The following is a 21,031-nucleotide window of genomic DNA, read 5'->3' on the forward strand; positions in this document are numbered from 1 at the left end:
GGAGGGCATTTCCGAAGCGGGGGCCAAATCGGCTGAGGAGCTGGAACCGCTGGGCAAGGTGGTCGGACAGCTTTCGGAGAAGGTGCAGGACCTCTCGGAGGAGCTGTTCGGGCAGGATGAGAAGATCCGCTACATCCTCGAAAACATGCCCAGCGGCATTGTGGCGATTGACAACCGGTTTCAGATCCTGCTGATCAACGCGGCGGCGCAGGAGCTTCTCGAAGAGCCGCAGGTCGGGGAGGGCAGCGACCTGTTCCATCTGACCCGTGAGAAGGCGGTGATTCTGTCCTGTGAAAACGCGCTGCGCGGCAATGTGTCGACCTCGTTTGACGTGGACATGTCGGACAGCACCGGCCGGATTCTGTCGGTCAGCATCTCATCGATGAACAACCGCTGGATTAAGAAGGGCGCGGTGCTGTTCCTGACCGATGTGACCCAGAAGCGGATGGCGGAGCTGATGCGAAGCGAGTTCATCGCGAACGTCTCTCATGAGCTCAAGACGCCGATCACCTCGATCAAGGGCTTTTCAGAGCTGCTGTCGGCCGGCGTTGTGACCGACAAGACACTGCAGGCGGATTATCTCAGGCGCATCCATACCGAAGCGGACCGTATGGGAAATCTGATCGAGGACATTTTGAAGCTTTCGCATCTGGAGGCGAAGGATGAAAAGGAGAAGCGGCCGGTTTCCATTGAAGGGGTTGTGCGTGACATCTTTGCCGCGCTGCAGCTGGAGGCTGAGAAGGACGAGGTGCGGCTGCTGGAGGAAATGGCGCATGGTATCGCCTATATGGCGGAATATGAGGATATCTACCAGCTGCTGAGCAATCTGATCCGAAACGCGCTCAAGTACAACCGGCCGGGCGGTATGGTCAAGGTCAGCGCCGTGAAGGAGAAGGGGCTTCTGTTGAAGATTGAGGACACCGGCATCGGCATTGCGCCGCAGCATCAGACAAGGATTTTCGAGCGGTTTTACCGGGTCGACAAGGGCCGCAGCCGGCATGTCGGCGGAACCGGGCTGGGGCTTGCCATTGTCAAGCATATTGTGTTAAAATATAACGGAGAGCTGACCCTGGAAAGCGCGGAGGATCAGGGGACCGCCATTACGATTCTTCTGCCGAAGCAGGGGCTTGCGTCGGCGGGATGACAAAGCCAAGGCTTGCGTTTGCCGCCGCGAATGGTGGAACCGAAGCTTGCGTTTGCCGCCGCGAATGGGACGGAGCGAGGCTTAAGTCTGCTCCAGCAGATGGAGCCGCCGCGGATTCTGATATTGGCTGATGGAAATTGGCACTGCCTTTAGAGCGGCAGCTTTTTGCGCCGGTATGCGGCGGGCTGCCGTTTGTTTTGACAATGAGCCTTGGCAGGGTGGCAGTTACTCTTTTGCCGGCCAAAAGAGTAACCAGAAAAGGCCGTTCAAGGGGACCAGCTGCGCTGGCGCACGCGCTACGCGACACTAAGATAGATAAAGAGTCTGCGACTAATATCTCCAGCAACATAGCAGAAGAAGCGGCGTAGCCGAGTGCCCCACCGCAGGTGGCGCCCCCTTGAAGATCCCCCAATCACGGAGCTTTTTTGTGCAGGATAGTTTCTTCCTCCCAGATGACGGCATGGTGCCCGCACCGGCGTGGTTCAGAGGCACGGCGATGCGCAATGCTCTAACGGGACATCGTTCTGTCGCTGTTTGCGGGAGGACTTTTCTTGTGAACAGTCTCGTCTAGCCTCATAGCATCCTGCCACGCCATGGCGTGAACGGTTCCTTATATTTAAAATGGGTAGGCCTGAGCGAAGTTGCGCTACCCTGATAGGCCGTCTCGACATAATCAGGGATTTGCCGGTATGAATCGCGGATGACATTAATTTTTGCCAATGAACGGAGAACTACATCATGCAAACAACAATCGAACGGGTCGGCAGACACAACGAAGCCGACTTTCTGAGCTGTACGGCACTGCATCCCGCGCTGGGCACCAAGATGTGCAGCCATTACCTGTCCTATGGAACGGCATATGGTTTCTGCGCTTTCTGGGTCCAGTATCTGGATGAAGAACCGGTCGGGATGATCTGTAAATATTACGAAGAACTGTTTGTCCTGACGAATCAATACGACCAGACCATCGAAGCTTTTCTCCGCCTGTTCAGCGAGAAGGCGGTCATCTGGATGGACCAGCCGCTTGGAGAACAGTTTATCAGCGGCCGAAGCATACACAGCGTTCAGACCGGCACGGTGATGAAAAGTATCCCCGAAACTTCGTTAAGACGGACGCATCGTTTGGTCAGCCGCAATACAGAGGTTCAGAAGATGCTGGAGCTTCTGGAGCTGTCCCCGAATGCTTCGGAGCTTCTGTACTGCGACTATATGCGCAAAATTATGAAGGGCGCCGGCGATGTCTACGGATATCAAATGGATGGAAGCTATGTGGCGACCGTGTCGGCGCTGCGAGCAGAACATACGGTTCTGCTCGAAAACATACGAACGTTGCCGGCATACCGCAGAAAAGGTTTTGTAAAAACGCTGGTAGAAATCATCAAGTCATGCTATAATAAAAAGGAAATCTACCTGCTGAGCCAGAATGCCTTCACAGACCAGGTCTATGAGCGGATGGCGTTTGAACCGGCGGGAAACTATATGAGAATAGGAATGTAGAAAAACATGAGCGACAGCTTTTTTAAGTTTCATGAGACGCTGGACCGGCTGGAGCCGGAATGCGAACAGCTTTGCGGCGAGACATTCGCGCGGCTTGCCCGGATCGAGGAGCACAATCAGCGCAAGGTGCTGCGCGCCTTCATTGACAACGGCGTCAGCGAAACGCACTTTATCCCGACCTCTGGCTACGGCTATGGGGACCGCGGCCGCGACTGTCTGGACAAGGTCTACGCACAGGTCTTTTCAGCCGAGGACGCCCTGGTGCGCCACAACTTCGTGTCTGGCACCCATGCGCTGACGACGGCGCTGTTCGGTGTTCTGCGCACCGGCGACACGATGGTGTCCCTGACCGGCGCGCCGTACGACACAATGGAAGAGGTCATCGGCATCCGCGGGGAGGATACCGGTTCGCTGAAGGACTTTGGCATCGAATATCGGCAGCTGAACTTGAAAGTCGACGGCACGCCGGATTATGAAGGCATGGCCGATGCCGTCAAGGGCGCGAAGATCGCCTACATCCAGCGTTCGCGCGGCTATGCGCTGCGGGAATCCCTGCATATCCGCGACATCGAGCGGATTGTGCAGATTGTGAAAAAATCCAATCCGGATGCGGCGGTCGTGGTGGACAACTGCTACGGTGAGTTTGTCGAGAAGCTTGAGCCGACCGATGTCGGCGCGGATTTGATCGTCGGCTCGCTGATCAAAAACCCGGGCGGTTCGCTGGCGATGACCGGCGGATACATTGCGGGCCGCAGGGATTTGATAGAAAAATGCGCGTACCGTTTGACCAGTCCCGGCATGGGCAAGGAGGTCGGCTGTACGCTTGGACAGAATAAAAACATGTTTATGGGCTTCTTCTTTGCGCCGCACATCGTGAACCAGGCACTGAAAACAGCGGTGTTTGCCGCCTGTCTGTTTGAGAAGCTGGGCTATGAGGTTTTCCCGAAATATGACGCAGACCGCACAGATATCATACAAGCCCTGAAAATCGGAAATCCTGACGGGCTCATCCGGTTCTGCCAGGGCATCCAGAGCGCGTCGCCGGTCGACGCGTTTGTAGCGCCCGAGCCATGGGATATGCCGGGCTATGAAAGCGAGGTTATCATGGCGGCCGGAACCTTCCAGGCGGGCGCATCGATCGAATTGTCGGCGGATGCCCCGCTCAGGGAACCGTATGCAGTCTGGATGCAGGGCGGCATCAACTATATCAGCGGCAAAACAGGCGTCCTGCTGGCCGCAAACCGGATTCTGACGCAGGAAAAGTGATTTTGTGATTTAATATATCATTTAAGTGGAAAACTTTCGATAAAACAGCTGCGATAGGCTGTCATGTTAGAATGGCCAGCTTGTAATAGTATATCGAAGCAGACAGCTTGTGAATGGAACATAGGAAAAACCAGATTCTCCTCGATATTGCCGGGCCAATGCAGGGGATATTTTCCTGCTGTGGCGTGGCAGAGACAATGAGGCTGGACGCGGCCTACGCTTGGCAGAAGTGTTGTTCTGGCATCGACAGAACGATGGGAACGGAAAGGCACAGCGCAGCATGGCGCTCTGAACCGAGCCATTGCGGGAACCGAGCCGTCATCTGGGAGGATGAAACAATCCTTTCGAGGAAAGCTGCGTATATTGGGGATTTTCAAGGGGCGCAGCCCCTTGAATGGCCTTTTCTGGATACTCTTTTGGCCACCAAAAGAGTATCTGCCGGTAAATGAAGATGATACGGTATACTGCTGGGGCAGACCCAGCTAAGGCGATACATCGAAAGCCGCTGTTCGAAGATACTGGAATCATATGGAACCCATGCGGTATTACGGTTTCAAATAAAACCGAACGATGATGAAACCAAACGATTTTAAACATAGATCCCAGTAAATCTTTGCTGAGGAAATTTTCTTTTTACCTCTTTTTCTTCCCGAAAGAAAAAGAGGAACAGAAAGGAGCAAACAATGGACCCTGACAGTCAAATGACGACCTGCATCGTGACGGCGATCGTCCTGCTGGTCATCAGCATGTTTTTTACCTTGAGTGAATATTCGATTGTAGCATTGGACGATAATAAATTGAAAAAGGATGCCGAAGAGTATCCGAAAGCAAAGCGGGTGGTGAAGCTGCTGAAATCGCCGTCGCGGTTTCTGCTGTCCCTTCAGACAGGCATCACGCTGACAAACCTGCTGCTGGGCATCACGGCGACCATCGCCCTGTATCCGTTCTTTACGGGATGGCTCAAATCGACCGGCTGCCCGGTACAGCTGATCCCGGCGCTGTCCGCCGCGATTGTCGCATTGATCCTGACCTTTTCCATCTTCGTCTTTACGCGGTTTCTGCCGAAGAACATCGCGGCAAGGGGATATGAACGCATCGCGCCGGCCGTCGTGCCGCTGCTCAGATTGTTCTTCATCATCCTGTGGCCGCTGATCTCACTGTTGAACCTGCTGTCCGCCGGCATCGGCAAGCTGTTCGGCGGCGCGTCCCTCGGCAAGATGCAGGAGATCACCGAAGAGGAAATCCTGATGCTGGTGGACGAGGGCAACGAAAAGGGCGTCATCCCGAAAAGCCAGAAGGATATGATCAACAACATCTTTGAGTTCGACGACCGGACGGTGGAGGAGATCATGACCCACCGCACCGATATCGACGCCGTTTCCATCGACGCCACGATCGAGGAGGTCGTCACGCTGTCGGTGCAGACCGGATTTTCCCGCATTCCGGTCTACGAGGAGGATATCGACGACATCTGCGGCATCGCGTATGTCAAGGACCTGCTTTCCCTGATCGGCGAGAGCAACTCCAAGCTTCTGCCGGTGCGCGGTTTTGTGCGCCCGGCGCTGTACATCCCGGAAACCAACAAATGCTACGACCTGTTCAAGGAATTCACGGCGAAAAAGGTGCAGGTCGCGGTGGTTGTCGACGAGTACGGCGGCACCAGCGGACTGGTCACCATGGAGGACATCCTGGAATCGCTGGTCGGCGACATTCAGGATGAGTACGACGACGAGGATGAGGATTTCTCGCAGATTTCCGAAAACATCTTCACGATAGACGGCACAACCGACCTCGGCGAGGTGTCCGACCTGCTGGACGTCGCGCTTCCGGAATCGGACGATTATGACACCCTGGGCGGTATGATTGTCGATACGCTGGGATTTATCCCGACGCCGGATGAGCATCCGTCCATCCGGGTTCAGGGCGTGGAATTCACGGTTCTGTCGGTGGAGGAACGCCGGATCGCGAAGGTCAAAGCGGAAAAGCTCGGCACCGATGACGAATCCGGGGAGAACGATAGCCAAAAGGAAAAAGAATAGCACGCAGCGGATAACGGCGCTGCACAACATAAATTGATTGAAAAAGTCCTCTGCCCCTCATTTGCGGGGCGGAGGATTTCAGCCATATCAGTCATGATGGGAAGGATGTTGCAACTTGGACGAATGTGTATTCGACAGCAGAGATTTAAGCTACAAGACCCCGTTCGGCGCGGTGAGGACCGATGAAGAGGTGACCTTTCGCCTGAAACTGCCGAAATATTACCGCAAGCCCTATCTGATCGTCTATCAGGTGGACCGCTGGGATTCCCCGCAGTTCTTCCTGATGCATCTGACACGGTCCGAGGTCGGCTACAATGAATTCAGCTGCCGGTTTCGTTCGGATTCGCCGATGCTGTATTTCTACTGCTTCAAGGCGGTCAGCTGTGACCGGGAGGTCATGATCAAACGCGCATCCGGCTCCAAGGGCAAGCTTGACTGTCCGGACGGCGAGCTGTGGCAGCTGACCGTGTATGACAAGGATTTCAAAACGCCCGAACGGTTTAAGGGCGGCATTATCTACCAGATATTCCCGGACCGGTTTTACAGCAGCGGCGCGGAGAAATCCGGCGTGCCGGCAGACCGTACGATGCATGAAACCTGGGATGAGGAGCCGGTGTATCTGCCGGATGCTAAAGGGAAGGTCACCAACTCCGACTATTTCGGCGGCGACCTTCGGGGCATCGAGCAGAAGCTTGACTACATCCAGTCGCTGGGCGCCGACACCATTTATCTCAACCCGGTGTTTGAGGCGCATTCGAACCACCGGTACAACACGGCGAATTTCATGAAGATCGACCCGCTGCTTGGCAGCAACGAGGACTTTAAGCATCTGTGCGAAGCCGCGAAGGAGAAGGGCATCAAGATCATCCTGGACGGCGTGTTCAGCCATGTCGGCAGCGACAGCGTGTACTTCAACAAAGAAAACCGGTACGATGTCAAGGGCGCCTACAACAGCGAGGACAGCCGCTACCGGGACTGGTTTAAATTTATCCGCTACCCGGATTCCTACCACTCCTGGTGGGGGTTTGAAACCCTGCCGGAGATCGATGAGGACAACGAGAATTATACCGACTTCATCTGCGGCAAAAACGGCGTGCTGCGCTATTGGCTCGAACAGGGCGCGGCCGGCTACCGGCTGGATGTCGCGGATGAGCTTCCCGACCGCTTTCTGGACCGGCTGCACGATGCGGTCAAGGGCGGCGATGAAGAGGCGATCATCATCGGCGAGGTCTGGGAGGACGCGTCCAACAAGGTCAGCTACGGTGTGCGCCGCCGGTATTTTTTGGGCGAGCAGCTCGACAGCGTCATGAACTATCCGTTTAAGGACGCAGTGCTGTCCTATGTCCGTTCGGGAAACGCCGCGCATCTGAACGACACGATTCTGACCGTGCTGGAAAACTATCCGAAGCCCGTTGTGGATGTGCTGATGAATTCGGTGTCCACCCATGACACCGAGCGCGCCATCACAAATTTGGCGGGAGAGCCGCTCGCGCACTACGGCCGCGAATGGCAGGCGTCCCACGCGCTGTCGCCGATCCAGTACCATCATGGCGTACAGCTTTTGAAACTGAGCTTCGTTCTGCAGTACTTCCTGCCGGGCGTCCCGTGCCTGTATTACGGCGACGAGATCGGCATGCAGGGCTATAAGGACCCGTTCAACCGCCGCCCGTTTGCCTGGGACCACATCGATGAAGAGCTGCTGGCCTTTACCAGAGAGCTTGGACGGGTGCGCAGCGAGTGCGCATTCCTGAAGGACGCGTTGTATAAGCCGTATCTGTGCGACGACCACATCTTCTCGTTTATCCGGCACAGCGGGGAGCAGCGGCTGCTGATCGCGGTCAACCGCACCGACCTCGAACTGACGATGGAGCTTGAACAGAAGATCCGGTGCGGGCAGCTGCATATCGGCGGCGGCCTCGATGGAAACCGGATGATTCTGCCGCCTTACGGATATGCGGTGGTATCTTTTCAAATCGTGGAATAGAATGGGAACAAGGGTGAAATATGCAGATCATGGAAGGATGGATAGAATATGACCAGAGCAGACGCGTTTTTTGAGTCGATCAGGGATCGGAATGTCGCATTCATCGGGCTTGGCGTGAGCCATGCCGATATGGTGAAGCTGTTTGTCAGGAAGGGCATCCGGGTAAGCGTGCTGGACAAACGCACCGAGGAGGAGCTGGGCAAAACGGCGGCGGACCTCAAAATGCTCGGCGTAACGTTTGTGGCCGGCAGGGATTATCTGAAAAATCTCGAACAGTACGACGTTGTATTCCGCACGCCGGGCATGAAATATTACCTGCCGGAACTGCAGAAAGCACGGGAGAACGGCGTCGTCGTCACCAGCGAAATGGAGATGTTCTTCGACCTGTGTCCCTGCCGCATCTTCGGTGTGACGGGCAGCGACGGAAAGACCACCTCCACCACGCTGATCGCGGAGATGCTAGGGGCGCAGGGCCGCAGGGTGCATCTCGGCGGCAATATCGGCCGGGCGCTGATGCCGATCATCGATGAAATCCAGTCCGACGACGTCGCGGTCGTGGAGCTTTCCAGCTTCCAGCTGATTTCGATGCGCAGAAGCCCGGATGTTGCGCTGATCACGAATATCGCGCCGAACCATCTGGATATGCACAAGGATATGCAGGAATACATCGACGCCAAGAAAAACCTGATCTGGCATCAGAACGCGTTTTCAAAGACGGTGCTGAACCTTGACAATGAGATCACGAGAAGCATCGCGCCAGAGGTGCGCGGCCAGTGTTACTTTTTCTCACGCAGGGAACCGGTGCGGTACGGCGCGTTCCTCGGTGAGGACGGCTATCTCTATATGGCGGATAAAAAAGGCGTGCACAAGCTGTTTTCCAGAGAGGATATCCGGCTTCCGGGCATCCACAACGTCGAAAATTATCTGGGCGCCATCACCGCCGTCTGGGGATCGGTCGACGCCGAAAACATCCACCGGGTTGCAAAGGAGTTTGCGGGCGTCGAACACCGCATTGAGTTTGTGCGGGAGACCGGCGGCGTGAAGTGGTACAACGATTCCATCGCCACCAGCCCGACGAGGATGATCGCGGGCCTCAACTCCTTCCAGCAGAAGCTGATCGTCATTGCGGGCGGCTACGATAAGAAGATCCCGTTTGCGCCGATGGTCCCATCGGTGCTGGAGCATGTGAAGACCCTGATCCTGATGGGAAAGACCGCCGACGCCATAGAACAGGCCGTCACGGGCGATCCGAATTACCGCCATGGCAAGCCGAAGATCCTTCGCGCCGAAAACATGGAGGACGCCGTTGGAAAAGCGCATAAGACGGCGGCCGAAGGCGACGTCGTCATGCTCTGCCCGGCCTGCGCAAGCTTTGATATGTACCGCAATTTTGAGCTGCGCGGCCGTCATTATAAACAGATCGTGGAAAGCCTGCCGGAACAGCAGTAGAATTCGGTCAACCCTTGTATCAATCCATCCTGTCCGGCGGATGTTGAGGATAGCCTATATCATTCTGCTTGTTACTGGAGGAACACCGGCGGTATATTAGCTGACGGCACAAGTCAATGACGGTATGAAGCTGTGTGAAAAAGTTCGGACAGATGACGTCATAAAACTGTATCATACATGGGATATCCACAGAGATTCAAACAGAAAGAAAAAATCAAAGAGCATAAACAGAGAGATTCCGGGAGCCTGTCTCCCTTTTATCTTGGCTTTGTTGGGTTGACATGAAAGAACAGTCCTGCAAGTGTCTTTCCTCACCGTAAGCGGGTAGGAAGGACAAAAAGACTGAGACCTTATGAAACAAGTGTCTCTTCAGAACTTTTTCATATGTTAACTGAACAGTGCCTTTATCTTTTCAAGGAGGGAATCCAACGGATGCAGATAACAGAACTGATAAAAGAGCTGACCGCGGTCCACGGCACATCGGGCAACGAGTATCCTGCCGCGAAATGCGCCGAAAGACTGCTGCGGCCATTCTGCAAGAGGATAGAAACCGACCGGCTGGGCAACCTGATTGCGGTTGTGCGCGAGCCAAAAGAAAACCGGCCGCATGTCCTGCTGGATGCGCATATTGACCAGATCGGTCTGGTCGTCACCTATATCGAGGAGAACGGCTTTCTGCGGGTCGCCGCATCGGGCGGCGTGGATATTCGTCTGCTGTGCGCAGCGGAGGTCATCGTCCACGGCAGGGAGGACCTCTTCGGCGTGATCTGCACCATCCCGCCCCATCTGCAGAAGGGCGAGGCCAAAAATCTGAAATGCGACGATGTTTACATCGATACCGGATATACCAAGGAACAGCTGGACGGCAGGGTTGCGCTCGGCGACACTGTGACCTTCCGGTCGGCCTTCACGGAGCTGATGGGAAGCACTGTGAAATCGGGCGCGCTGGATGACCGCGCCGGCTGTGCCGCTTTGATCCGCGCGGTCCAATTGACGGCGGATGAAGAGCTCAGCTGCGGCGTGACCGTTCTGCTGAGTACAAGGGAAGAACTCGGCTGCCAGGGAAGCAAAACCGGCAGCTTTGCCGTCAGTCCCACCCATGCGGTTGCAGTGGACGTCAGCTTCGGCTATACGCCGGACGCCCCAAAAGAAAAATGCGGAACGCTCGGCGCGGGGCCGATGATCGGGATCAGCCCTGTGCTCGACCGCAGCATCTTCGAAGAGCTCAAAACCCTTTCAGAACGGGAAGGTATCCCGTATCAAAATGAGGTGATGGGCGGTACAACCTCTACCAATGCAGACAGCATTGCGGTCTGCCGCGCGGGCGTAAAGACCGGACTGCTGTCCATCCCGCTCAAATACATGCATACGCCGGTCGAGGTGATCGACACGCGCGATGTGGAGCATACGGCTCAGCTGATCGCCGCATATCTGAAGGAGGTGGGACGCCGTGGTTGAGTTGATGGAACGTCTTGCGCAGGCTCCCGGTGTTTCGGGAGATGAGGGAAGCGTGCGCAGCATCATAGAACAGGAGCTGGAAGGCATCTGCACGCTTGAAACCGATGCGCTCGGCAACCTGATTGCGTTTAAGAAGGGCAAGGAAGCATCCTCCCAGAAGCTGATGCTGGCCGCGCATATGGATGAGGTCGGATTTCTCGTCACCTATGTGGAGGACAGCGGCATGCTGCGTTTCACGGCGGTGGGCGGCATCGATGAACGGGTTGTCATCGGCCGGCCGGTGCTGGTCGGCCGGAATCGTGTTGCGGGGGTGATCGGCACCAAGGCGGTGCATATGCAGACCGCGGCGGAGAAGGAAAAGGTCTGCAAGCTTGACGAGCTGTACATCGATATCGGCGCTGCCAGTAAAGCGGAAGCACAGCGGATGGTGAGCCTTGGCGACAGCGTGGTATTTGCCAGCGACTTTGTGCGGTTCGGAGACGGCTTTGTCAAGTCGAAAGCGCTGGATGACCGCGCGGGCTGTGCGGTTTTGGTCGCGCTTGCGAAGCGCGAGCTGCGGTATGACACTTACTTTGTCTTCACCGTACAGGAGGAGATCGGTTCCCGCGGTGCAAAGACCGCGGCGTTTGCGATCGATCCGGATGCGGCCATCGTCGTGGATGTCACAACCGCAGCCGACGTGGGCGGCGTCAGCAAGGACAAACAGGTCTGCCTGGCCGGAAAAGGCCCGGTGCTTTCCTTTATGGACCGTGCCACCAGCTATGACCGGCGATCCTATCAGGCTGTGCAGTGCCTCGCCAAGGAGAAGGGCATTCCCTGTCAGGTCAAGATGGGCGTATACGGCGGCAACGACGCGGGAAGCATCCATGTCAGCCGCAGCGGTGTGCGCACGCTGGCGGTGTCGCTGCCCGGCCGGTACATCCATTCGGCAGCCTGCGTACTGAAGCTTTCCGACGCTGAGGACACCGTCCGGCTGCTGCAGGCGGCAATTGAGCAGATGGATGCCGTGTTTGACGCATCATTTCAATGTTGATTTTGAAGCAGAAGTCTGCAGTATTGGCGGCGTAAAATATCCATAAGCCCCAGGCGGCTTATGGATATTTACATGAAGGCCGGTGATACAACCGGTACAGCAATAAAAGAAGGATGGGGAAGTCCATCTTTCTTTTATTTTTTGTGTTTTTCTGGCATGGAGATTAAAATTCACAACAACCGGCCTTTGTTTGTCTAAGCTGTTCCAGACAAGGGGGATGTTCCGCTGCAGACCAGCGGCTTTCTTTTATTTACCAAGTGTCACTTGGCAGAGTGGAAGTTCTTCTTTGCGCGGCCAAAGAAGAACCAAGAAAGGCCGCCAAAGGGGGAATGCCGCTTCGGTACAGTCAGTATGGACGTCATTCCCCCTTTGGAAACCCCCTCAGCCCGTCCGCACCACATTTAGGGCAAGGAAGCACAGCGTTCGCTGGGTTCGAACGTCCGTTATTCTGGCGGTTATATCTATATATTTCTGCTCGCTCTTGTATTCCGAATCCATAGGAACAATTGATCTGCTCTGTGCTGTGTGATAAAGGTTTCGTTTTGTACTCTAAATAAACAGGGTGGTTGCCCGACGTGCCTATCTGAGAAAGTTGAGTCCCTGTAGAATTATTCGTAAGATGCTTATTCGAAGAATCGTGATATATTCATGACCAATGAAATCCACAAAAATCGGTGTCAGTCCACGAACCAGCAAAGGTATTGGGGTACCATATGCACAACTTGTAACCGGGGATGCGTCCGCTGCTAGGTATGCCCAACCACTCAGCCAAAAGCAAAACGCCGCCCGCAGGCGGCCGAAGCGGAAAAAGGGATATCAGAGGGGATTTTCAAGGGGGCCATCTGGCCCTAAGCGGCACTGTGTATGGCCCCCTTGAACGGCCTTTCTTGGTTACTTCTTTGGCCGCTGCGTCACAACGGAACAACGGCCACACAGCCAAGTGTTACTTGGTAAATAAAAAGAAATCACTGGGATACAGTGATACAAAGACCACCCTGTCAAGGGACATTGGCAAACAAAAAGATGGCTCCGCGCACGGATGCAGAAAAATCCCAGTAAAAATAAAAAGACCCGGTTTAAAAACCGGGTCTTTTGCAATACAAAATGCAATTATCTGTATGATTTCTCCAGAATGTTGACGATTTCATCCAGCGTCAGCTTGTACGGGTCGTATTCAAACAACCCACCCATCGTGTCAAGCGCATGCAGCGCATACTTCTTCAAATCATCCTTGTCGACATCGAAGTCGGACATCTTCAGATCATCCACACCGCAGGCCTTCTGCAGATCCTTCAATGCCTCAATGAAGTCGGATGCCTGTGAGGCATCCCGGCGTCCAAGCGCCTTGGCCATCTGGACGTAGCGTTCCGGAACTGTCGCGGCGAAGGTTTCATAATATGCGGCCGATACCATGATCAGCCCCGCGCCGTGGGTCAGCTTCGGATGGTAACCGCTGAGCGCATGCTCCAGAGAATGCTCCGACGTACAGCTGGAGGTGGATTCCACAAAACCGGACAATGTGTTGGCCAGCGCAACACCGGCGCGCGCCTCCTCATCACTGCCATCCTTTACCGCGCGAACCAGATACTTGCCAATCAATTCGATGGCCTTCAGCGCATACATGTCGCTCATGAAGTTCGAGATGTTTGCAATGTACCCTTCGGTCGAATGAAACAGCGCGTCAAAGCCCTGATAGGCCGTCAGATACGGCGGGATACTCATCATCAGATCCGGATCGACAATCGAGAAATACGGGAAGGTCTTGTCATAGCCAAAACCAATCTTTTCACCGGTTTCTTCCTTTGTGACAACCGTCCACGGATCGGATTCGGTGCCGGTGCCGGCGGTCGTGGTGATCGCGATGACAGGCAGCGGATTATTTGGTACCTCCAGCCCCTTGCCGGAGCCGCCATTGACATAATCCCAGTAGTCGCCGTCGTTTGCCGCCATCACGGCGATGGATTTTGAGGAGTCGATGCTGCTGCCGCCGCCAAGCCCGATGACGAAATCGCATCCGGCCTCACGTGCAAGCTGCGCGCCCTCCATAACATGGCTTTTGATCGGGTTTGGCAGGATCTTTTCAAACAGCACATATTCTGTATGGTTTTTATCGAGCAGCGCGGTCACACGGTCAAGATATCCGTATTTCCGCATCGAGCCGCCCGCGCTCGTGACAATCAGCGCCTTCTTGCCGGGCAGTTTTTCGGTACCCAGGTTTTCAAGGGAGCCTTTTCCAAAAAAGATGCGGCTGGGCATATAATAATTGAATTCCAGCATAGGATGATTCCTCCTTTTATTTTATCCATATTCATTTAAAACACAACAATGGTGATGCCGAGATTGCCGCGCTGAAAATCCCGGTCCTCGGACAGCTCCGGGAATTCCTGAATCAGCTTGCGGGTATCCGGCTCGAAGATCGAAAGCTTTTCGCCGGGGATAAAGGTGCGGATCTCACCGCGGTCCATACGAATCTGCAGCTGCAGATGCACCGCGCGCTTGATTTTGCCGCCCGGTCCGCTCGAGCCGTAGCCGTGGATCAGCTTGAGCAGCTTGGCGTGCCGGCTTCCTGCCATGCGCAGATGAAAATCCAGCCGTTTGACCGCCTCATGTGCGAACGGATGCCCTTCCTCCAGATTGATCGTTTCAATTGCCATTTAACATCCCTCCTTTATGATGACGGTTTGGACTTTATCGGCCGATTGCTATAGAGCATCGCCGCTTTGGATATCCCGGAAACGCTGTATGGCGGCTCAGCCTTCAATCGGATGTTGAACGGTTTGCGTCTTCCGCAGAGCTTTCCGAAACGGAAGACACGGAGCCGCCCTGTGCGGAGCTGCCGCTCGCATCATGGGATGCGCCGGAAACGGAGGATGTACCGGATTCGAGTCCGGCACCGGGCGCCAGGCTGAATTTGGACGACGCGTTCCAGTCCTCGACATTTCCCTGGCTGACAGGGCTGGAGACGCTCGGTGTGTTCTTGTCATCGTTTTTTCCCCGTGTGAGCATCAGAACTGTGCCCGCGCCAACGAGCAAGACGACCAGCAATGCGCTGACGATAAGCACGGGCAGTTTGACGTTTTTTGGGTTCAGCACCCCATATTTCAGCATCAGCTCATACGGCTGCTTCTGCTTTTTCTTTGCCAGCTTGTAGAGGTCCTTGCGGGAGCCCAGATACTCCGCAATCGACTGCCCGATCACCGGAAGCTCATCGAAGTCCTTGAAACGGGTCAGCGTTTCAAGGAAGCGGTATTCCCGTTCCAGCGCCTTTTTATCGTTTTTCTCATCGCCGTCAAAAAAGGCCGGTTCTGTCCGTTCAAAATCGCAGGAGGTGATGACGCCGAATTCATCGAAGTTGCAGGCCGCATACAGCAGCGCGAGCGGCAGCTTGTGCTCCTGATAGAATTCCATGGCGTACCGGTCCATCTCCTTTTTGGAGATCTGCAGCCGGTTTGCCGTGCCAAACAGGTCAGAGTCCGCAATGCTCTCGATGCGCGGCGATCCGAAGGCTTCGCTGTATCCCGCGAACAGGTCCTCGCGCTCCTTGGTGCGCTGCTTCTGCTTTCGTGTCATCTGTTCCTGCTGTGCGATTTTATCGAGATGCTCGTCGACCATATCGGAGACCGCCTCGCAGATCTTCTTGAACGGCTCCAGCGGGTAGGTGTTCAGGCTTTGAGCCGTCTGCTTGACCATCTGCAGGGCCTGCTTGTTTTCGGGGTTACCGTCCACCTTTTCTTTGAAGTAGAGCGCGATGCTGTCCAACACCTTGGAGGTCGCCAGCGCCTTCAGCGAATAGCGGTTGACCATCAGGTCGATGTCGGTCATGATGTCCGACGACAGCCGCAGTTTGGAGGCAATATCGTCGATCAGCGCGCGCGGGATCACATCCTGCCCGATGCAGTACTGATAGAAATCCTCCTTGATTTTGTGGCGCTTGACGAATTCCGTGATGTAGCTGTCGTTCTGCTCGCCCTGTACGGCGAACATATAAGCGATCAGCTTTTCCTTGTCGAGCACCTTTTTGAGGTAGAATGCGGTCCAGACCACCAGAGAATCGTCGGTGATCACGATATCGCCGCGCTTTGCAAGCAGAAGCTCCTTGCGGTAGATGTTGTCGATGAAGTCGCGCGTGATGGTTTTCTGATCATAGAAGCTTTCCAGGAAGCTGAGAATCCGGCTGCGCTTCGGCAGATAGGTTTCCAGATTGTCCTCGGCGGAGCAGCTTTCCAGCAGGTCGAGCAGCGCGTCGTAAGCGGCGAGTTTGGTTTTGAGCTCGCCGGAAAGCTTCGCGTCGCATAAAAAGACCAGCCGGTCGATCTGCGCGGGCAGTGCGAACAGATGGTGCACATAGGAACCGACCGTCACAGCCGGTTCTGCCTTGCCGCTGTCCAGATGGAAGTAATAGCAGCCCTTGCCGGCGTAGCGGTCCTTATAGAACGCCATGTCGTCGGTGGTGCAGAACACCACCCTGTACCAGATGGTCTGCCCCTCGATGTTGTTGGCATAGGTGGTAAAGCCGAGCCGCCGGCGGGATTCCAGCGGCAGGAACTTTGCGATTTCGGCCATCAGGCCGCGCGCGCGCTGTTCATAGCCCGCGGTGTCGTCCAGGCAGATGAACACCTGCCGGTTGCGTTCGGTGTCCAGCGTGACCTCGGCCACAGCCTGCACGAGCTGCTTGAGGTAATCGAGTTCTACCCTCGGCGGAATGAAGTCGTCCTCAAACGCGGGCAGCGTCTGGGAAGCGGTCGGATAATCCGGCTGCCTTGCCGTGATGAACGGCAGGTTCGCGATCAGCTGCGGCAGCCGCATCAGATACTGGCCCTGGTCGAGCAGGTCGAGCAGATACTGCTGGCAGAAGAAGCTTTTGCGGCTTTCCCCCTCCTGGGCGTCGAATTCAGTGGTGTTGCCGAACACCATATAGCCGCCGTCGCTCAGCATATGCATCTGGTTCTTGGCAAAGCCGCCGGTTTCGCTGTACTGCTGCGCGACGCTCTTTATATTGATCAGCACGTCTTCCGGGATGCCGTCGGATTTCGCGATGGTCCCGTAGCCCTGGGTGCCGTTTAGTCCGTAGTAATGGTATTTAATCATCTTTCACACACCTGTTCTTCTGATTTCTTGCGGGGATCCGCTGCGTCCCCTGGATGGGTCAGATTTCTCCGTCGATGTAGCCCATCTTATAGAGCAGCCAGAGCACCGGTTCCTCGACACGGATCGGCATCGGATCGTTCGGGATCGAATAGCCGTTTTCTGTATCCTCCACCGGCGCCATGCCCAGCGCGGATACGATGAAGTAGCCGATGTTCTGCTTGTCAAAGGTCAGATCGGCGTTCGAAACGATGTTCGGCGCCTTGTCCTTGAAGAAGTTCGAGATGTCGTTGCCGAGGTTCGCGCGCTCCCGCACCGGGAAGCGTCCCGCGGCATGGTTCATGTTTTCATAGATTTTCGAAAAGGCCTCGGTGTCGCGGCGGAAGAGCGGCTCGCCGGTCAGGCCGACCAGCTCATCCGACTTGGTCAGGACGATGGACAGATATTTTTTCCGCCGTTCATCCGGCAGCACCACATGGTCGATGATGTTGTTGAAGATATCCACGGTCTCCTTATAGGAGGCCGCTTTTTTCTGCTTGATGTTGGAGATGTAGCCGATCTCATACGGGTCGACCAGCAGAACATAGGACTGTGCGTTGCTGATCTGCGTGCCGGCCTGTTCGATCAGGGTGTTCTCATCCTCGGCATCCTCACCGGCGATGTCGTAGAACGCAATGGTGGTGCTGTACTGCTTGGAAATCCATTCATATACAAGCAGGTCGCTTTTACCGCGAGCGGTCGCCTTGGGCAGCATGTGATTGCGGTAGAGCGGGCCGTAATAGAGTTCCTCATATTTCTGCCCGACACCGGCGTTGTAGTGGTTGAACTTGGCGCCGTAGAAGTGCGCCACATTCTTGAGCGTGTTGATGATGGTGCTGAGCATGACCGTCTTGCCGGAGTTGCGCAGCCCCAGGAAAAAGATGCCCTTGCCCATCTCGTAAAGCCCCGCGTTGGGGGACAGCACCTGATGACAGGTTTTGTTCGGGCAGACCCGCATGACCGAGACCGCACGGCTCGCCTTATGGGTCATCTTCATCGGCATGCCGCAGGCGTAGTGTACGTCGCAGCTGTCGTCGAAGATCGAGAAGTAGACGCGTTCCTTCTTCTGCGCGGGGGAGAGGTCTTCGTTTTCCCGCTCCACCTCGCCGCGCGAGAACGCGAACAGCACCTGGTTCGGCTGGAAGTATGCGCCGCAGAACGGGCAGGTGATCGGATGCACCTGCTGTACCTTCGGCTTGTCGCCGGTCAGATCGTTTTTCGGTTTGTTGTCTTTGGTTTTAAATCGGTCAAAGAAGCCCATAGTATTCCCCTTATATTGATGTTAATATGCCCGGTTCCAGCTTGAACGGCATGAAACCGGCAGCGTATCGGATTGACGGCTGCCTGCATCCGCCTGCCCGGTTTTCAGTATGGCGCGTTGTCTTTGGCTGGATGATCCTGTCAGGCCGTTTTCGGGAAGACGGACAGTGCGTGGGATGATGAAAGCAGCGCCCCGCTAAAACGCGCCGGGCAGCAGCTTGATATTCGGCCGGCCGGGTATCAGTTCGAGACGTTCGTTCTCCTGCAGCTCGATGTCGTCAAAGCGGCAGGGGACATTCTGCCGGATGGGACACGGAAAGGTAAAGCTGCCGCTCATACCGCCCTGGAAATGGAATCGATAGCAGAGGTCGCCGCCCGAAAGGTCGCTGGTGCTGATGAGATGCAGGCTCTGCACGGCAGGCTTGTGCTTGCCGAACAGCCCCTTGAATCGGCCCTCTTTCTCCGACGACAGATAGTACTTGACGATGATCGGCGGGTCCGGCCGGATGACGGTATCCACCTCGGGCGGCTGACGGATCAGCAGGCTGTCGTCGCGGTTGTCGACCGTAAAGAGAAGATACTGACACTTCTTTGTAAAGTCGATGGTGTCGGTAAAGTAGTTTTTCTGATTGGATGCGTGTACGACAAAGCTGCGGTAGCCTTCGCATGCATCGGGATCGAATGGTTCGGCTTCGGGCAGGACAAACACCATCAGCTTGCTGCAGCCGATCGGCCAGGACCAGCTCACCTTTAAGGTGTTGCCGGATATTTCGCTTTTCAGGTTGCAGAGCAGTTCGTTCTGAGACTGGATGTCGCGGAACCGCATGGGCCTTCACCTCGTTTCATATTGACATGCTGAAAATGGTTCTTTTATGATGGATATCGCGGGCATGTATCAGATGGATTTTACAGGGAGCAATCCTGTCAAATCCATCCCTGTCGCTGACGGGGATGGGGATGCATCCCGGGTGCCGGCGATATGCCGCTGTTGGTTTCTGTCATAAGGGGCAACGCCCGCTTCCAACAGAATCAAAAGCTCTGCCGTTTGCTGAAAGGGGACTTGGTCCGCTTTCCCTGGGCATGGTATTGATCTGAGTACGATGACCGATACCTTTCGCGGCAAAGAGGATCGTCTGCTTAGAAGCCGACCTTGTCACGGCAAAGCTGGCGGCCTGCTCAGAAGCCGCCCTTGTCAAAGGAGGAGATGCTGAACGGATCGTCGTCCGGCGGCACCTGTGCGACCGACAGATCGGCGTTCTTATACGGATCGTCATAGCCCTTGCTGCTGACGGTATACCGGCAGATGACGGCGACGACCAGCAGAGCGGCGATCATCCGCCACAGGAAGAAATCGCCGAACAGCCAGGTGGAGATCTCCATGATCAGTCCTGCGGCCAGGCCGGACAGGATGTTGATCACAATCGCCTCCTTGCTGTTGAGCAGGATGGTATAAGCCGCGCCGATGCTGCCCGCAATGAACATGAAGCACAGCAGCCGGATAAAGAAGAACCACAGCGGCGATCCGCTGATGTTGCCGGAACGCTGGAACAGCAGCACAAGGTTCTGGTCGCTGGATGTCCGAATCGAGTTGAAGGTGTCGATAAACGCTTCGGAAATCTCATCGGCGTCCTCAATCGGCGTGTATTCGCCGCCGGTCATCCGGGCAACCGAATTCAGCACCGAGCTTTCATCACCGCGCTCGTTGACCTGCACCGAATAGACCGGGATGCTGTCGTCGAGATAACCGCGGATCTGGTTTTTGAGGTCGCCGTCGTCCAGCGAGCTGTCTTCCCCGTCGGAGAAGAGCATGACAACCGGATTGCGCAGCGACGCGAACGCGTCAATCCGCTCATAGGCGTAGTCCAGCGCGTTTTGGATGTCGGTCTGGCCGTCCGATTCCAGCGCTTCGAGCTGCGCCTTGAGCTTCTCCTTGTTGGTGTCGCTCATGACGGCAAAATCGAACTTGGTTTCAGCCGTATCCGTGAAGGCGATCAGGGAGACCATCTGCGTTTCATCCAGCGTGTCGATGATATGCTTGGCGGCCTCGATGCGCTGGCGCTTCGGGTCGGTCGCCGGAAGATCTTCGCCGGAGGAATTCGTGGAGCCGTATTCCAGGCTGCCGGAGCAGTCCATCATGATGACGATGTCGCTTTTGCCGTTCTCTGTGCCGATGGCAAGGCTGTAAAGAAACTGGAACAGCATCGAAACGAGCATGACAAACACAATGCCGACGGCGCCGATGGCGATCAGTATCCGTTTGGAGAAGCTGCCGTGCGCCAGCTCGAAGTTGTTGTAGGTGGGACGGATGCGTTCCGACAGGATGACGCCCAGGCATCCGAACACGGTCAGGATGACAAAATAGATGCCGACGCTCAGCACATTCGGGACCTGGTTGTTCGGATCGCCGAAGATCAGGTTGACGACGATGTATTCAGCCAGCAGCCAGCCAAGAAAGCCGGTGCCGAGCGTACAGAAGAACATCAGCCAGTTCACTTGTTTCTGCATATCTCTTTCTCCTCTCAAGCCAATCGATTCTCTATGTAACGGCGAAGCTTCGCCGGGATGTCCGATAGGATTCGTGTCTTTGTTTGATTTGGATCGGTGGTCGTTGTTTCGCTGTGGCACAGCGGTTTTTCTTTGTTTGCCAAGGTGTCTTGGCATAGTAATGTTACTCCGCTGTGGAACAGCGGCTTTACTGTGTTTGCCAAGTGACACTTGGCTGGGTGGCAGTTACTTCTTTGCCGGCCAATGAAGTAACCAAGAAAGGCCGTTCAAGG

Annotated in this window: 14 protein-coding genes; 8 read left to right on the forward strand and 6 right to left on the reverse strand. The window is 55.5% G+C overall.

The features are described from left to right. The 8 genes from BN348_RS01615 to BN348_RS01655 form a co-directional block, all read left to right on the forward strand. Positions 1 to 1,144: sensor histidine kinase (locus BN348_RS01615; protein ID WP_156136371.1), on the forward strand; the 1,144-nt coding region annotated here is incomplete at its 5' end. A gap of 738 nt (positions 1,145 to 1,882) precedes the next feature. Further along, the gene (locus BN348_RS01620) at positions 1,883 to 2,641 is read left to right on the forward strand and encodes a GNAT family N-acetyltransferase (protein ID WP_040195790.1); all 759 of its coding nucleotides are present in this window, start codon (positions 1,883 to 1,885) and stop codon (positions 2,639 to 2,641) included. A gap of 6 nt (positions 2,642 to 2,647) precedes the next feature. Beyond that, positions 2,648 to 3,907: a methionine gamma-lyase family protein gene (locus BN348_RS01625; protein WP_052446615.1), complete on the forward strand. Its 1,260-nt coding sequence runs from the start codon at positions 2,648 to 2,650 to the stop codon at positions 3,905 to 3,907. 683 nt (positions 3,908 to 4,590) lie between these two features. Further along, positions 4,591 to 5,946, forward strand: a complete 1,356-nt coding sequence (locus BN348_RS01635) for a hemolysin family protein (protein WP_082020731.1) — start codon at positions 4,591 to 4,593, stop codon at positions 5,944 to 5,946. Positions 5,947 to 6,061: 115 nt separating this feature from the next. Then, positions 6,062 to 7,930 (forward strand): glycoside hydrolase family 13 protein, encoded by a 1,869-nt coding sequence (locus BN348_RS01640; RefSeq protein ID WP_040195792.1) that lies wholly within the window; start codon positions 6,062 to 6,064, stop codon positions 7,928 to 7,930. Positions 7,931 to 7,978: 48 nt separating this feature from the next. Continuing rightward, on the forward strand, positions 7,979 to 9,379 hold the full coding sequence (gene murD / locus BN348_RS01645) for a UDP-N-acetylmuramoyl-L-alanine--D-glutamate ligase (protein WP_040195793.1): 1,401 nt from the start codon (positions 7,979 to 7,981) through the stop codon (positions 9,377 to 9,379). 432 nt (positions 9,380 to 9,811) lie between these two features. Further along, positions 9,812 to 10,837 carry a M28 family peptidase gene (locus BN348_RS01650; protein ID WP_040195794.1) on the forward strand — a complete coding sequence of 342 codons (1,026 nt, stop codon included), beginning with the start codon at positions 9,812 to 9,814 and terminating at the stop codon, positions 10,835 to 10,837. After that, positions 10,830 to 11,870, forward strand: a complete 1,041-nt coding sequence (locus tag BN348_RS01655) for a M42 family metallopeptidase (RefSeq protein ID WP_040195795.1) — start codon at positions 10,830 to 10,832, stop codon at positions 11,868 to 11,870. Before BN348_RS01650 ends, BN348_RS01655 begins: the two co-directional genes overlap by 8 nt. A 1,110-nt stretch (positions 11,871 to 12,980) precedes the next feature. Here the strand turns inward: BN348_RS01655 and BN348_RS01660 are convergent. The 6 genes from BN348_RS01660 to BN348_RS01685 form a co-directional block, all read right to left on the reverse strand. Beyond that, positions 12,981 to 14,144: an iron-containing alcohol dehydrogenase gene (locus BN348_RS01660; RefSeq protein ID WP_040195804.1), complete on the reverse strand. Its 1,164-nt coding sequence runs from the start codon at positions 14,142 to 14,144 to the stop codon at positions 12,981 to 12,983. Positions 14,145 to 14,182: 38 nt separating this feature from the next. Then, positions 14,183 to 14,524: a hypothetical protein gene (locus BN348_RS01665; RefSeq protein WP_040195796.1), complete on the reverse strand. Its 342-nt coding sequence runs from the start codon at positions 14,522 to 14,524 to the stop codon at positions 14,183 to 14,185. Between the two features lie 103 nt (positions 14,525 to 14,627). Beyond that, positions 14,628 to 16,958 (reverse strand): GAP1-M domain-containing protein, encoded by a 2,331-nt coding sequence (locus BN348_RS01670; protein ID WP_040195797.1) that lies wholly within the window; start codon positions 16,956 to 16,958, stop codon positions 14,628 to 14,630. A gap of 58 nt (positions 16,959 to 17,016) precedes the next feature. Continuing rightward, a complete protein-coding gene (locus tag BN348_RS01675) occupies positions 17,017 to 18,255 on the reverse strand; it encodes a hypothetical protein (RefSeq protein WP_040195798.1) in 1,239 nt (412 codons plus the stop codon). Positions 18,256 to 18,450: 195 nt separating this feature from the next. Next, entirely contained in the window at positions 18,451 to 19,080 is a 630-nt protein-coding gene (locus BN348_RS01680) for a hypothetical protein (protein ID WP_040195799.1), read from the reverse strand. Between the two features lie 350 nt (positions 19,081 to 19,430). Beyond that, a complete protein-coding gene (locus BN348_RS01685) occupies positions 19,431 to 20,759 on the reverse strand; it encodes a vWA domain-containing protein (RefSeq protein ID WP_040195800.1) in 1,329 nt (442 codons plus the stop codon). Positions 20,760 to 21,031: the final 272 nt, after the last annotated feature.

The organism is Candidatus Soleaferrea massiliensis AP7 (assembly GCF_000820765.1).
GTDB lineage: Bacteria > Bacillota > Clostridia > Oscillospirales > Ruminococcaceae > Soleaferrea > Soleaferrea massiliensis.

Bases quoted from the DNA above. Each gene is read 5' to 3' on its own strand.
- BN348_RS01680 (WP_040195799.1), bottom strand. From the start codon at position 19,080: ATGCGGTTCCGCGACATCCAGTCTCAGAACGAACTGCTCTGCAACCTG.
- BN348_RS01665 (WP_040195796.1), bottom strand. From the start codon at position 14,524: ATGGCAATTGAAACGATCAATCTGGAGGAAGGGCATCCGTTCGCACAT.
- BN348_RS01635 (WP_082020731.1), top strand. From the start codon at position 4,591: ATGGACCCTGACAGTCAAATGACGACCTGCATCGTGACGGCGATCGTC.
- BN348_RS01675 (WP_040195798.1), bottom strand. From the start codon at position 18,255: ATGGGCTTCTTTGACCGATTTAAAACCAAAGACAACAAACCGAAAAAC.
- BN348_RS01670 (WP_040195797.1), bottom strand. From the start codon at position 16,958: ATGATTAAATACCATTACTACGGACTAAACGGCACCCAGGGCTACGGG.
- BN348_RS01620 (WP_040195790.1), top strand. From the start codon at position 1,883: ATGCAAACAACAATCGAACGGGTCGGCAGACACAACGAAGCCGACTTT.
- BN348_RS01685 (WP_040195800.1), bottom strand. From the start codon at position 20,759: ATGCAGAAACAAGTGAACTGGCTGATGTTCTTCTGTACGCTCGGCACC.
- BN348_RS01650 (WP_040195794.1), top strand. From the start codon at position 9,812: ATGCAGATAACAGAACTGATAAAAGAGCTGACCGCGGTCCACGGCACA.
- murD (WP_040195793.1), top strand. From the start codon at position 7,979: ATGACCAGAGCAGACGCGTTTTTTGAGTCGATCAGGGATCGGAATGTC.
- BN348_RS01625 (WP_052446615.1), top strand. From the start codon at position 2,648: ATGAGCGACAGCTTTTTTAAGTTTCATGAGACGCTGGACCGGCTGGAG.